This window comes from Streptomyces sp. NPDC002676, assembly GCF_053592455.1.
On sequence record NZ_JBSFVT010000001.1, the window covers coordinates 1,216,944 to 1,230,107 of the forward strand.

The following is a 13,164-nucleotide window of genomic DNA, read 5'->3' on the forward strand; positions in this document are numbered from 1 at the left end:
AGAGGGGGCACGAAGGGGCATGGAGAGGTAAAGCCGCAGGTTAGCCCAGCCTTTCCTTGCTGGCGGCGGAGAAATTATGAGCGTACTTTTGGCGTTGTTGAAAAGTAGAACTCGTCCAAAGTTAGCTTTGGCTAAGCTTTCCTGGGGGACCCCTCATGGCCATCCTCGACACCGAGGCCGCGCTGCACGTGGCGCACCGTGACAACCACACGCACCGCGATGTGAACGGCGGCTGGCTGCGCCCCGCCGTCTTCGGTGCGATGGACGGCCTGGTCTCCAACCTCGCCCTGATGACCGGTGTGGCCGGCGGTTCGGTGAGTCAGCAGACGATCATTCTGACCGGTCTCGCGGGGCTCGCCGCGGGCGCCTTCTCGATGGCCGCCGGTGAGTACACCTCCGTCGCCTCGCAGCGCGAACTCGTCGAGGCCGAACTCGACGTCGAACGGCGCGAGCTGCGCAAGCACCCGCAGGACGAGGAGCGGGAGCTGGCGGCGCTCTACGTGGCCCGCGGGGTCGAGCCGGAGCTGGCGCGGGAGGTCGCGCGCCAGCTGTCGAAGGACCCCGAGCAGGCCCTGGAGATCCACGCCCGCGAGGAGCTGGGCATCGACCCCGGCGATCTGCCCTCGCCACTGGTCGCCGCCGTCTCCTCCTTCGGTTCCTTCGCGCTCGGCGCTCTGCTGCCCCTGCTGCCGTATCTGCTCGGGGCGAGCGCACTCTGGATGGCCGTGCTGCTCGCGCTCGCCGGGCTGTTCGGCTGTGGTGCCGTCGTGGCCAGGGTGACCGCGCGGAGCTGGTGGTACAGCGGGCTGCGGCAGCTCGCGCTCGGCGGTGCGGCGGCCGGTGTGACATTTCTCCTGGGCAGCCTGTTCGGAACGGCCGTAGGATAGATCGACCGGTACTTATGCGATGGGCCGCATAAGTACCCGTTACTCGCTGGTTTCGACTGCTTTGCCACCGGGCATGAGCCGTAAGCGCTGTGGGCAATGACGCCCGCCGCACCCCTCGGGGTGGGCGATGAAGCTCACCCCGGCCCTTCGGGCCGACGGACACCGATCCGACCGATCTCGTTCTGGACGGCCTCCACATACTTCCGCCGCCTGTGCGCGGCACTCCGCCGTGACCCCGCGGCGCCCTGCCGCGACCCCGCGGTGTCCGCATGTTGGAACGGGGTATCCACTTCCCGAGAATGACTCCATCATGTAACCTGCACGAAATTTCGCACTCCACGCAGAGGGCCAACGTCGTCCCTCGGCACAGCATTTGCCACATGACGACGACGGGAGAGCCGATGCGTACGCCGCGCCAGCCGTCCCAGCATTCCGCGAATGGCCAGAACTGGTCGTTCATGGATGCTCGCCCTGCTGCGCAGGGTATGTACGACCCCCGCAACGAGAAGGACGCCTGTGGCGTCGGTTTCGTGGCCACCCTCACCGGCGAGGCGAGCCATGCGCTGGTCGAGCAGGCGCTGACTGTTCTGCGCAACCTGGAGCACCGTGGCGCCACCGGCTCCGAGCCGGACTCCGGCGACGGTGCGGGCATCCTCTCCCAGGTACCCGACACCTTCTTCCGCGAGGTGGCCGGATTCGACCTTCCCGCGGCGGGCTCCTACGCGGTAGGCATCGCCTTCCTGCCCGAGCAGGGCACCGAGGACGCCGTCTCGCGGATCGAGACGATCGCGGCCGAGGAAGGACTCACCGTCCTCGGCTGGCGCGAGGTCCCGGTCGCCCCCGAACTGCTCGGCGCCACCGCCCGCTCCACCATGCCGGCCTTCCGGCAGATCTTCGTCGCCGACGGCGCCAGCGAGGGCATCGCGCTGGACCGCAGGGCGTTCGTGCTGCGCAAGCGCGCCGAGCGCGAGGCCGGTGTCTACTTCCCGTCCCTCTCGGCCCGCACGATCGTCTACAAGGGCATGCTGACCACCGGCCAGCTGGAGCCCTTCTTCCCGGACCTGTCCGACCGCCGCTTCGCCTCGGCGATCGCCCTCGTCCACTCGCGCTTCTCCACGAACACCTTCCCGTCGTGGCCGCTCGCGCACCCGTACCGCTTCGTCGCGCACAACGGTGAGATCAACACCGTCAAGGGCAACCGCAACTGGATGCGCGCCCGCGAGTCGCAGCTGGTCTCGGACCTGTTCGGCCCCCAGGAGAAGCTGGAGCGGATCTTCCCGGTCTGCACGCCGGACGCCTCCGACTCCGCCTCCTTCGACGAGGTCCTCGAACTCCTGCACCTGGGCGGCCGTTCGCTGCCGCACTCCGTGCTGATGATGATCCCGGAGGCGTGGGAGAACCACGACTCCATGGACCCGACCCGGCGCGCCTTCTACCAGTTCCACTCCACGATGATGGAGCCCTGGGACGGCCCCGCCTGCGTCACCTTCACCGACGGCACCCAGGTCGGCGCCGTGCTCGACCGCAACGGCCTGCGCCCCGGCCGCTACTGGGTCACCGACGAGGGCCTCGTCGTCCTCGGCTCCGAGGTCGGCGTCCTCGACATCGACCCGGCCAAGGTCGTCCGCAAGGGCCGCCTGCAGCCCGGCAAGATGTTCCTCGTCGACACCGCCGAGCACCGCATCATCGAGGACGACGAGATCAAGGCGGCCCTCGCCGCCGAGCAGCCGTACGCCGAGTGGCTGGAGACCGGCGAGATCGAGCTGGGCGACCTGCCCGAGCGCGAGCACATCGTCCACACCCACGCCTCGGTCACCCGCCGCCAGCAGACCTTCGGCTACACCGAGGAGGAGCTGCGCGTCATCCTCGCGCCGATGGCCAAGGCCGGTGCCGAGCCGATCGGTTCGATGGGCACGGACTCCCCGATCGCGGCCCTGTCCGAGCGCCCGCGTCTGCTCTTCGACTACTTCACCCAGCTGTTCGCGCAGGTCACCAACCCGCCGCTGGACGCGATCCGCGAGGAGCTGGTCACCTCCCTGCGCAGCTCGCTGGGCCCGCAGGGCAACCTGCTCGACCCGACCGCCGCCTCCTGCCGGTCCGTCGTGCTGCCGTTCCCGGTCATCGACAACGACGAGCTGGCCAAGCTCATCCACATCAATGCCGACGGCGACATGCCCGGCTTCAAGGCCGCGACCCTGTCCGGCCTGTACCGGGTCTCCGGCGGCGGTGAGGCGCTGGCCGCGCGCATCGAGGAGATGTGCGCCGAGGCCGACGCGGCCATCGAGAACGGCGCCCGCCTGATCGTCCTCTCGGACCGCCACTCGGACGCCGAGCACGCGCCGATCCCCTCGCTGCTGCTCACCGCGGCCGTCCACCACCACCTCATCCGCACCAAGCAGCGCACCCACGTGGGCCTGCTGGTCGAGGCCGGCGACGTCCGCGAGGTCCACCACGTCGCCCTGCTGATCGGCTTCGGCGCCGCGGCCGTGAACCCGTACCTGGCGATGGAGTCCGTCGAGGACCTGGTCCGCGCGGGCACCTTCCTGTCGGACATCGAGCCCGAGAAGGCCATCCGCAACCTGATCTACGCCCTCGGCAAGGGCGTCCTGAAGGTCATGTCCAAGATGGGCATCTCGACGGTCGCCTCCTACCGCGGCGCCCAGGTCTTCGAGGCCGTCGGCCTGGAGGACGCCTTCGTCGAGAAGTACTTCAACGGCACCGCCAGCAAGATCGGCGGCGTGGGCATCGACGTCATCGCCAAGGAGGTCGCCGCCCGCCACGCCAAGGCCTACCCGGCCTCCGGCATCGCTCCCGCGCACCGCGCGCTGGAGATCGGCGGCGAGTACCAGTGGCGCCGCGAGGGCGAGCCGCACCTGTTCGACCCGGACACGGTCTTCCGCCTCCAGCACTCCACGCGCACCGGCCGCTACGACATCTTCAAGAAGTACACCGAGCGTGTGAACGAGCAGTCCGAGCGCCTGATGACGCTGCGCGGCCTGTTCGGCTTCAAGTCCGACCGCCCCTCGATCTCCGTCGACGAGGTCGAGCCGGCGAGCGAGATCGTCAAGCGCTTCTCCACCGGCGCCATGTCGTACGGCTCCATCTCCAAGGAGGCGCACGAGACCCTCGCCATCGCCATGAACCAGCTGGGCGCCAAGTCCAACACCGGTGAGGGCGGCGAGGACCCGGAGCGCCTGTACGACCCGGCGCGGCGCAGCGCCATCAAGCAGGTCGCCTCCGGACGCTTCGGCGTCACCTCCGAGTACCTGGTCAACGCGGACGACATCCAGATCAAGATGGCCCAGGGCGCCAAGCCCGGCGAGGGCGGCCAGCTGCCCGGCCACAAGGTCTACCCGTGGGTCGCGAAGACGCGTCACTCGACGCCGGGCGTGGGCCTGATCTCCCCGCCGCCGCACCACGACATCTACTCCATCGAGGACCTGGCCCAGCTGATCCACGACCTCAAGAACGCGAACCCGCAGGCGCGGATTCACGTCAAGCTGGTCTCCGAGGTCGGCGTCGGCACGGTCGCGGCGGGTGTGTCCAAGGCGCACGCGGACGTCGTGCTGATCTCCGGTCACGACGGCGGTACGGGTGCCTCCCCGCTGACGTCGCTCAAGCACGCCGGCGGTCCCTGGGAGCTGGGCCTCGCCGAGACCCAGCAGACCCTGCTGCTCAACGGCCTGCGCGACCGCATCGTCGTCCAGACCGACGGTCAGCTGAAGACCGGCCGGGACGTGGTCATCGCCGCGCTGCTCGGCGCCGAGGAGTTCGGTTTCGCGACCGCGCCGCTCGTCGTCTCCGGCTGCGTGATGATGCGCGTCTGCCACCTGGACACCTGCCCGGTCGGCATCGCCACCCAGAACCCGACCCTGCGCGACCGCTTCGCCGGCAAGGCCGAGTACGTCGTGAACTTCTTCCGGTTCATCGCCGAGGAGGTCCGCGAGATCCTCGCCGAGCTGGGCTTCCGCTCCATCGAGGAGGCCGTCGGCCACGCCGAGACGCTCGACGTCACCCGTGCCGTCGACCACTGGAAGGCGCAGGGCCTGGACCTGGAGCCGCTCTTCCACGTGCCGTCGCTGCCCGAGGGCGCGGTCCGCCACCAGGTCGTCGCCCAGGACCACGGCCTGGAGAAGGCGCTGGACAACGAGCTGATCAAGCTGGCCGCCGACGCGCTGGCCGCCCCGGACGCCACCGCCGCACAGCCGGTGCGCGCCCAGGTCGCCATCCGCAACATCAACCGCACGGTCGGCACCATGCTCGGCCACGAGGTGACGAAGAAGTTCGGCGGCGCGGGCCTGCCCGCCGACACCGTCGACATCACCTTCACCGGCTCGGCCGGCCAGTCCTTCGGCGCGTTCCTGCCGCGCGGCGTCACGCTGCGCCTGGAGGGCGACGCCAACGACTACGTCGGCAAGGGCCTGTCCGGCGGCCGGATCATCGTCCGTCCGGACCGCGCGGCCGACCACCTCGCCGAGTACTCGACCATCGCGGGCAACACCATCGGCTACGGCGCCACCGGCGGCGAGCTGTTCCTGCGTGGTCGTACCGGTGAACGGTTCTGCGTCCGCAACTCCGGCGCGCTGGTGGTCTCCGAGGGCGTGGGCGACCACGGCTGCGAGTACATGACCGGCGGTCACGCGGTCGTCCTCGGCCCGACCGGCCGCAACTTCGCGGCGGGTATGTCCGGCGGCATCGCCTACGTCATCGACCTCGACCGCGACAACGTCAACGCCGGCAACGCCGGTTCGGTCGAGGCGCTGGACGAGGCGGACAAGCAGTGGCTGCACGACGTGGTGCGCCGCCACGCCGAGGAGACCGGCTCCACGGTCGCCGAGAAGCTGCTCGCCGACTGGGACGCGGCTGCGGCCCGGTTCAGCAAGATCATCCCCAGCACGTACAAGGCAGTGCTCGCCGCCAAGGACGCCGCCGAGCGAGCGGGTCTCTCCGAGACCGAGATCACCGAGAAGATGATGGAGGCGGCGATCAATGGCTGACCCGAAGGGCTTCCTGAACCACGGCCGCGAGGTCGCCGAGTCCCGTCCCGTCGGTGAGCGCGTCAAGGACTGGAACGAGGTCTACGTCCCCGGCTCCCTGCTGCCGATCATCAGCAAGCAGGCCAGCCGGTGCATGGACTGCGGCATCCCGTTCTGCCACAACGGCTGTCCGCTGGGGAACCTGATCCCCGAGTGGAACGACTACGCCTACCGCGAGGACTGGGCCGCCGCCCAGGAGCGCCTGCACGCGACCAACAACTTCCCGGAGTTCACCGGTCGCCTCTGCCCGGCCCCCTGCGAGTCGGCGTGCGTGCTCGGCATCAACCAGCAGCCGGTCACCATCAAGAACGTCGAGGTCTCGATCATCGACAAGGCGTGGGAGACCGGGGACGTCGCCCCGCAGATCCCCCAGCGCCTGTCCGGCAAGACGGTCGCGGTCATCGGCTCGGGCCCGGCCGGCCTGGCCGCCGCCCAGCAGCTCACGCGGGCGGGCCACACGGTCGCTGTGTACGAGCGCGCGGACCGCATCGGCGGCCTGCTCCGCTACGGCATCCCCGAGTTCAAGATGGAGAAGCGGCACATCAACCGCCGTATCGAGCAGATGCGCGCGGAGGGCACCCGCTTCCGGACCGGTGTCGAGGTCGGCCGCGACATCAACGCCCGCGACCTGAAGAAGCGGTACGACGCGATCGTGATCGCCGCCGGCGCCACGACCGCGCGCGACCTGCCGGTGCCGGGCCGCGAGCTCAAGGGCATCTACCAGGCGATGGAGTACCTGCCCCTGGCCAACAAGGTCCAGGAGGGCGACTACGTCACCGCGCCGATCTCGGCCGAGGGCAAGCACGTCGTCGTGATCGGCGGCGGTGACACCGGCGCCGACTGCGTGGGCACCGCCCACCGCCAGGGCGCGGCCTCCGTCACCCAGCTGGAGATCATGCCCCGCCCGAACGAGGACCGGCACCCGACGAACCAGCCCTGGCCGACCTTCCCGATCCTCTACAAGGTCACCTCGGCCCACGAGGAGGGCGGCGAGCGGATCTACTCCGCCTCCACCACCCACTTCGAGGGCGACGAGGACGGCAACGTGCAGTGGCTGCACCTGGCCGAGGTCGAGTTCGTCGAGGGCAAGCTGACCCAGAAGCCGGGCACCGAGCGCAAGATCCCGGCCCAGCTGGTGACGCTGGCCATGGGCTTCACCGGCACCGACCGGGAGAACGGCCTGGTGGACCAGTTCGCGCTGGACCTCGACGAGCGCGGTAACATCGCCCGCGACGCCGACTTCCAGACGAACGTGCCGGGAGTGTTCGTCGCCGGTGACGCCGGCCGCGGCCAGTCCCTGATCGTGTGGGCGATCGCGGAGGGCCGCTCGGCCGCCCGCGGCGCCGACCGCTTCCTGACCGGAGCCAGCGACCTGCCGGCCCCGATCCGCCCGACGGACCGCTCCCTGGCGGTCTGACGGCCCCTCAAAGACGTCCCGCACAACGGCGTGCGGAACACAGACGACGCCTGCCCGCCATGTCCCCGACCGGACGGCTGGGACGGGCGTCGTCGCCTTTCCCGGGATCCTTTCGGACCCTCTTGCGGGTGTACGCGGCGCATAGGGTGGGCTCCTGGCACGCGAGGCGAGGGGGAAGCAGGGGCATGGCCGCGATCAGTCTGCGCAAGGTGGAGGAGACCGCGCCCGCGCTCGTCGGCGCGTACCGGTCCGCGGGGGTCTCGCTGCACAAGCACGGCCTGGACGGCCTGCGGGCCGCCGTCTACCTGGTGGTCGACTACTCGGGTTCGATGAAGCCGTACTACAAGGACGGCAGCGTGCAGGCGCTCGCCGACCGGGTGCTCGGGCTGTCCGCGCACCTGGACGACGACGGGCGGGTGCCGGTGGTGTTCTTCTCCACGGACATCGACACCGTCACCGACATCGCGCTCGCCGGCCACACGGGCCGTATCGAGCGGATCGCGGCCGGGCTCGGACACATGGGCAAGACCAGCTACCACCTGGCGATGGACGCCGTCATCGACCACTACCTGGACAGCGGCGCCCGCGAACCGGCCCTGGTCGTCTTCCAGACCGACGGCGGCCCGATCAACAAGCTCGCCGCGGAACGCTATCTCTGCAAGGCGGCGAAGCTCCCGCTGTTCTGGCAGTTCGTCGGCTTCGGCGACCCGGACAGCCGCCAGTTCGACTTCCTGCGGAAGCTGGACGAACTGGCGGTGCCGGGCAAGCGGGTCGTGGACAACGCCGGCTTCTTCCACGCGGGCCAGGACCCGCGCGGGGTCTCCGACACCGAGCTGTACGACCGACTCGTCGGCGAGTTCCCCCGCTGGCTGACGGCGGCACGGGCCGCGGGCATCGTACGGCCGGCCTGAGCCGTCGCCCGGCCATGCTCTGACGGTCAGCGGGTCAGACGGGCGGCGGCCTTGCGCTGCCGGTCGCTCATGACGGAGAGGAAGCGGATCACCGTCCTCAGCTCGTCGGTGCTGAACTCCTCGCAGGCCTCGACGATGTCCCGTGCCCAGTCCTCGAAGAACGGCGCCAGCTCGCCGAGTTTCTCCTCGTTCAGCTCGACCAGTACCCGGCGCTTGTCCGTCGGGTGCTTCACCCTGTGCACGAACCCCTTGGCCTCCAGCCGGTCGAGCAGACCCGTGACGGAGGCCGGCGCCAGCCCGGTCAGCTCCGCGAGGTCCTTCGCCGTGAGCGGCCCCTCCCGCTGCAGGTAGTCGAGGGTCTTCTCCTCCGTGGCGTTCAGCCCCTGCTTGGCGGCGACGGCCGAATGGAACATCACCGTCACCCCGCTGTGGGCCCGCCCCACGTCCATGAGCTGCTGCAACGTCTCGGCGCGCGCCGCTTCGTCGGTCCGGTCCCGCTCTTGCTCGCTCATGGGAGCAGGCTAGCAAAAATTTCGTTCGGTCGAACTAACTACTTGCGCGGGGGTCCGTGCCGGTGCAAGTCTTTCGTTAGGTCGAACGAAATAAATCCGAGCAGGGGAGACCCCATGCCCACGACTGTCACCACGTCCCCGCCCACCGCGGCGGAGTCGCACCCGCGGCGCTGGGCCGCCGCCGTCGTCATGATGATCGCGGCCCTGATGGACCTGCTGGACACCACGATCGTCAACGTGGCGATCCCGTCCATCGGCCACGATCTGCACGCCTCGACCGGCGACCTCCAGTGGCTGGTCTCCGCCTACCTGCTCGGCTTCGCCGCCGCGCTGATCGTCTCCGGCCACCTCGGCGACCGCTTCGGCCGCCGCCCGCTCTTCCTCGCCGGTACGGCAGGCTTCGGACTGGCCGGCCTGGCCTGCGGGATCGCCCAGTCACCGGGACAGCTGATCGCCGCGCGGGCGGTGCAGGGCGTGCTGGCCGCGGTGCTGATGCCACAGGTGATCGGCTCCTTCCGCACGATGTTCCAGGGCAAGGAGCGCGGCGCCGCCTTCGGCATGTACGGCGCTGTCGCCGGGTTCGCCTCGGCGGTCGGGCTGCTGCTGGGCGGGGTGCTCACCGACGCCGACCTGTTCGGCTGGGGCTGGCGGGCGGTGTTCCTGGTGAACGTGCCGGTGGCCGTGGGGACCTTCGTGGCCGGGCTGCTGCTGGTGCCGGCCACGCGTGAGCGCTCGGCGGGCCGGCCGGACGTGCCGGCGAGCCTGGTGCTGGCCGGCGGACTGGTCGCGATCGTGCTGCCGCTGGTGCAGGGACGCGAGAACGGCTGGCCGCTGTGGGGCTGGGTGTGCCTGGCCGCGGGTGTCGTGGCGGTCGTCGGGCTCGGCGTGTACGAGGCGCGGCGGGACCGGCCCGGGCTCGTCCCGCTGCTGCCGGCGCGGGCCTTCGGGCTCCCGGCGTTCTCCGTGGGCGTCCTCGTCCAGCTCCTTTTCTCCGTCGGCATGCAGGGCTTCTTCCTGGTCTTCGCGGTCTGGCTGCAGGGCGGCGAGGGATACACGCCGATGCAGGCCGGGGTGCTCACGGTCGCCTTCTCGGCCGGCGGCTTCCTGACCGCGCCCGCTGCGGACGGGCTCGCCGTGAAGTACGGGCGGCTCGTGCTCGGCGCCGGAGCGCTGCTGATGGCGGGCGGCTACGGCTGGGTGTGGGCGGCCGTCGACGGCGCACCGGCCGTGCACACCGGGGCGTGGCCGCTGGTGCCGGGGCTGGTGCTCGCCGGGGCCGGACTCGGGTTCCTGGTGGTGCCGCTGGTGAACGTGGTGCTGTCGGCGGTGCCGGGGGAGCTGGCCGGCGGGGCGTCCGGGATCTTCTCCACGGCTCAGCAGTTCGGGGGAGCGCTGGGGGCGGCGGCGATCGGCACGGTGTTCTTCGGGCGGGTGCAGTCGGGGTTCACGGGGGCGCTGAGCCATGCGATGCCGTGGGTGGTGGGGGTGTTCGTGGCCTGCGGGGTGCTGTGCGCTGCGCTGCCCCGGCGGGCGGTGACCGAGCACCTCGGCTGACACCGCGGGGCAGGCGGGGATGTGACGACAGGGCCTAGGTGTCGCACTCCAGCACCGTCCTGCACAACCCGCACCGCGCGCGGACGCGCCCCCGTACCGGGACCCTGATCCGCTGGTGGCAGGTGGGGCAGGGAAAGGAGACGCGGAGGTGGCCCGCCGGGTCTGGGGTGAAGGCGTAGGGGGCCGTCGGCGGGCCGCCGGAGGCATGGCGGCGGTCGTGGGCGTAGCGGCGGCGGCCCGCCCAGCCGGCCGCGGTCAGCGGCGGCTGCTGCTCGTCCCGGCGGGCCCGCGCCATCCCCTGCTCGTAGGCCGTGTAGGCCTGTGGGCTGGTGAACCACACGGAAGGGTCCTCGTGGAACAGCAGCGACCGCTTGGCCAGTACGTACCCGAACTCCTCCGGCGTGAGATAGCCGAGCTTCTGGGAGGCCTCACCGTGCTCGCGGTAGGCGTCCAGCAGCAGCCAGCCCGCGCCCAGATAGGTCGCCGCCGTGTCCGTGAGGATCTCGTTCTCCGCCGTGGTGGGGAAGGCGAGGTCCAGGCGGTGCAGGTAGACGTGCGCCACCTCGTGGGCGAGGGCCGCGCCGATGTCCGCGCGGTGGGTGCGGAAGCGGTCGTTCAGCTCCACGAAGTACTCGGGCCCCGCCGCCAGTTCGACATTGGCCGCATGGGTCATCTCCCGGAAGCCGACGATCAGCCGGGCGTCCGGCAGCCGGAAGTGCCGGACGATCTCCCGGGCCACGCGCTGCGCCCCCAGATGCAGGTCGTCGGTGTCGCAGAAGGCCACGTCGGCGGGGGCCACGCTGGTCGAGAAGGCCTGCACGGTGTCGTACGACAGGCGCTTGTACAGCGCGGTGACGGCGGCCCGCACCGTTTCCAGATGCGGGTAGCCGTGCTCGACCGGTCCGCCGTTCGCCACGTCCGTACCCCCAAAGACGCCGGGAACTCCTCTCCACAGTATGCGCGGCGGGCCGTCGCTCACACCGGCAGCAGGCGAGGCGCCTGGAGGTCCGGCCCGGCCTCCTCCAGCTCCAGCACCCACACCTCGTTCCCGCCGCCCTCCCGCAGCACCGGCCCGGGGACGTACAGCGAGCGCTGCGGGCCCGCCGACCAGTAGCGGCCGAGGTTGAAGCCGTTGATCCAGACGAACCCGCGCGTCCAGCCCGGCAGTTCGAGCCGGGCGTCCCCGGCCCCGCGCACCGTGACCGTGCCCCGGTACAGGCCCGCGGAAGAGGCTCCGGGAAGCGCCCCGAAGGGCACCGGCTCCACACCGCCCTCGAAGGCGTCCAGGTCCAGCCCGCGCGCGCGTACCCCGTGCAGGTACTGCCGCTCGTGCAGGATCCCGCCGGTGATCCCCTTCGCCTCGCCGAGCCGCGGCCCGTAGTTCACCCTCCCCAGGGACTCCACCCACAGCTCCACGCGCGCGGGGCCCGCCACGGGCTCCTTCAGCCGCGGCTCCTCCTCGGTCAGCACCCCGGCCCGCTCGCCGTCGACGTACACCACCGCGCGGTCCCGCAGCCCGCTCGCCGTCAGCGGGCAGGGCCGCCGCGGCCCCGGCACGTGCACCTCGTAGCGCACCAGGCCCCGGGTGACGCCCAGCTCCTCGAAGGACGGCGGCAGCGGCGTGACCTTCTCCTCGCCGCCGAGCGCCTCCAGGACATCCTCCAGGCAGGCCCACTCGGTGAGTCTCACGTCCGTCGGAGAATCCAACCGAGCAGGCGGGGGCGGCAGTTCGGGCAGCGGGCCGGGGCTGTGGGCGGCCAGCACCTCGCGCAGGCGCCAGAACTTCTGCGTGGGCCGCCCGAACTCGTCTACGGGGGCGTCGTAGTCGTACGACGTCACGTCCGGCCGCAGCGGTCCCTGGTGCAGTTCGCCGGCCCGGTTGGCGCCCGCCCAGCCCGCGAAACTCGTGCCGCCGTGCGCCATGTAGAGGTTCACCGACGCCCCGCACTCCAGGATCTCCCGCAGGGCCTCAGCCGCCCTTGCGGGGTCCCGTACGACGTGCTCGCCGCCCCAGTGGTCGAACCAGCCGCACCAGAACTCCATGCACATCAGCGGGCCCTCGGCGCGGTGGCGGCGCAGCGTCTCGAAGGCCACGCGCGCGTGGGAGCCGAAATTCACCGTGGCGAGCACCCCGGGCAGCGAACCGCCGGTGAGCATGTGGTCCTCGGGCCCGTCCGAGGTGAACAGCGGGACCGTGACGCCCTCGGCGCGCAGGATCCGGGCCAGCTCCTCCAGATAGCCCGCGTCGGAGCCGTAGCTGCCGTACTCGTTCTCGACCTGCACCATGAGCACCGGGCCGCCGTGGTCGATCTGCCGGGGCACGAGCTCGGGCAGCAGTTCGCGGAACCAGTTGCGCACGTGGAACAGGAACCGCTCGTCGCGGGTACGCGCGCGCCTGCCCACCTCGCCCGTCACCCAGGCCGGCAGCCCGCCGTTCTCCCACTCGGCGCAGATGTACGGCCCCGGCCGCACGATCGCCCACAACCCGGCCTCCCGGACCGCGTCCAGGAAACGGCCGACCTGCCGCACGTCCCGCGTGGTCCCCGGGCGCGGCTGGTGCAGGTTCCAGGGGACGTACGTCTCCACGCAGTTGAGGCCCAGCGCCCGCAGCATCGCCAGCCGGTGCCGCCACTGCGCCTCGTGCACCCGGAAGTGGTGCAGTGCCCCGGACAGCAGCCGCACCGGCCGCCCGTCCAGCAGGAAGTCGGACTCCCCGACCGTGAACTCGCTCATGCCCGCCAGCCTCACCCCTGGCCGCGACCGGCGCCATGGACGAAGATCGGCGCTGCTTGGACAAACGTCCTGGGCAGACGACCTGGGCAGACGTCTGGGCTTGGGTGGGCGGTC

At 71.0% G+C, this 13,164-nt stretch carries 8 protein-coding genes; 5 read left to right on the forward strand and 3 right to left on the reverse strand.

The features are described from left to right. The first annotated feature begins 155 nt into the window (after positions 1 to 155). The 4 genes from ACWD3E_RS05790 to ACWD3E_RS05805 all read left to right on the forward strand — a co-directional run bounded on the left by ACWD3E_RS05790 (position 156) and on the right by ACWD3E_RS05805 (position 8,251). A complete protein-coding gene (locus tag ACWD3E_RS05790; RefSeq protein ID WP_451386258.1) occupies positions 156 to 887 on the forward strand; it encodes a VIT1/CCC1 transporter family protein in 732 nt (243 codons plus the stop codon). A 401-nt stretch (positions 888 to 1,288) separates the two neighbouring features. Next, positions 1,289 to 5,884 (forward strand): glutamate synthase large subunit, encoded by a 4,596-nt coding sequence (gltB, locus tag ACWD3E_RS05795; RefSeq protein ID WP_451386502.1) that lies wholly within the window; start codon positions 1,289 to 1,291, stop codon positions 5,882 to 5,884. Next, positions 5,877 to 7,340, forward strand: a complete 1,464-nt coding sequence (locus tag ACWD3E_RS05800) for a glutamate synthase subunit beta (RefSeq protein ID WP_451386259.1) — start codon at positions 5,877 to 5,879, stop codon at positions 7,338 to 7,340. The genes gltB and ACWD3E_RS05800 overlap by 8 nt, the downstream gene beginning before the upstream one ends. A gap of 185 nt (positions 7,341 to 7,525) precedes the next feature. Then, a complete protein-coding gene (locus ACWD3E_RS05805) occupies positions 7,526 to 8,251 on the forward strand; it encodes a vWA domain-containing protein (protein WP_451386260.1) in 726 nt (241 codons plus the stop codon). A gap of 26 nt (positions 8,252 to 8,277) precedes the next feature. Here ACWD3E_RS05805 and ACWD3E_RS05810 read toward each other — a convergent pair whose 3' ends face one another. Continuing rightward, the gene (locus ACWD3E_RS05810) at positions 8,278 to 8,763 is read right to left on the reverse strand and encodes a MarR family winged helix-turn-helix transcriptional regulator (RefSeq protein WP_451351549.1); all 486 of its coding nucleotides are present in this window, start codon (positions 8,761 to 8,763) and stop codon (positions 8,278 to 8,280) included. A gap of 114 nt (positions 8,764 to 8,877) precedes the next feature. Here ACWD3E_RS05810 and ACWD3E_RS05815 point away from each other — a divergent pair, with 114 nt between their 5' ends. Next, the gene (locus tag ACWD3E_RS05815) at positions 8,878 to 10,317 is read left to right on the forward strand and encodes an MFS transporter (protein ID WP_451386261.1); all 1,440 of its coding nucleotides are present in this window, start codon (positions 8,878 to 8,880) and stop codon (positions 10,315 to 10,317) included. A 34-nt stretch (positions 10,318 to 10,351) separates the two neighbouring features. On the opposite strand, the gene ACWD3E_RS05820 is transcribed toward ACWD3E_RS05815, so the two are convergent. Together ACWD3E_RS05820 and ACWD3E_RS05825 are read right to left on the reverse strand one after the other, a co-directional pair. After that, positions 10,352 to 11,233 carry a hypothetical protein gene (locus ACWD3E_RS05820; RefSeq protein ID WP_451386262.1) on the reverse strand — a complete coding sequence of 294 codons (882 nt, stop codon included), beginning with the start codon at positions 11,231 to 11,233 and terminating at the stop codon, positions 10,352 to 10,354. Between the two features lie 59 nt (positions 11,234 to 11,292). Beyond that, entirely contained in the window at positions 11,293 to 13,050 is a 1,758-nt protein-coding gene (locus tag ACWD3E_RS05825; RefSeq protein ID WP_451386263.1) for a glycoside hydrolase family 35 protein, read from the reverse strand. Positions 13,051 to 13,164 lie beyond the last annotated feature (114 nt).

What these genes read in the sequence shown, in the direction of transcription:
- ACWD3E_RS05790 (WP_451386258.1), top strand. Translation starts at nt 156, where the DNA reads ATGGCCATCCTCGACACCGAGGCCGCGCTGCACGTGGCGCACCGTGAC.
- gltB (WP_451386502.1), top strand. Translation starts at nt 1,289, where the DNA reads ATGCGTACGCCGCGCCAGCCGTCCCAGCATTCCGCGAATGGCCAGAAC.
- ACWD3E_RS05800 (WP_451386259.1), top strand. Translation starts at nt 5,877, where the DNA reads ATGGCTGACCCGAAGGGCTTCCTGAACCACGGCCGCGAGGTCGCCGAG.
- ACWD3E_RS05805 (WP_451386260.1), top strand. Translation starts at nt 7,526, where the DNA reads ATGGCCGCGATCAGTCTGCGCAAGGTGGAGGAGACCGCGCCCGCGCTC.
- ACWD3E_RS05810 (WP_451351549.1), bottom strand. Translation starts at nt 8,763, where the DNA reads ATGAGCGAGCAAGAGCGGGACCGGACCGACGAAGCGGCGCGCGCCGAG.
- ACWD3E_RS05815 (WP_451386261.1), top strand. Translation starts at nt 8,878, where the DNA reads ATGCCCACGACTGTCACCACGTCCCCGCCCACCGCGGCGGAGTCGCAC.
- ACWD3E_RS05825 (WP_451386263.1), bottom strand. Translation starts at nt 13,050, where the DNA reads ATGAGCGAGTTCACGGTCGGGGAGTCCGACTTCCTGCTGGACGGGCGG.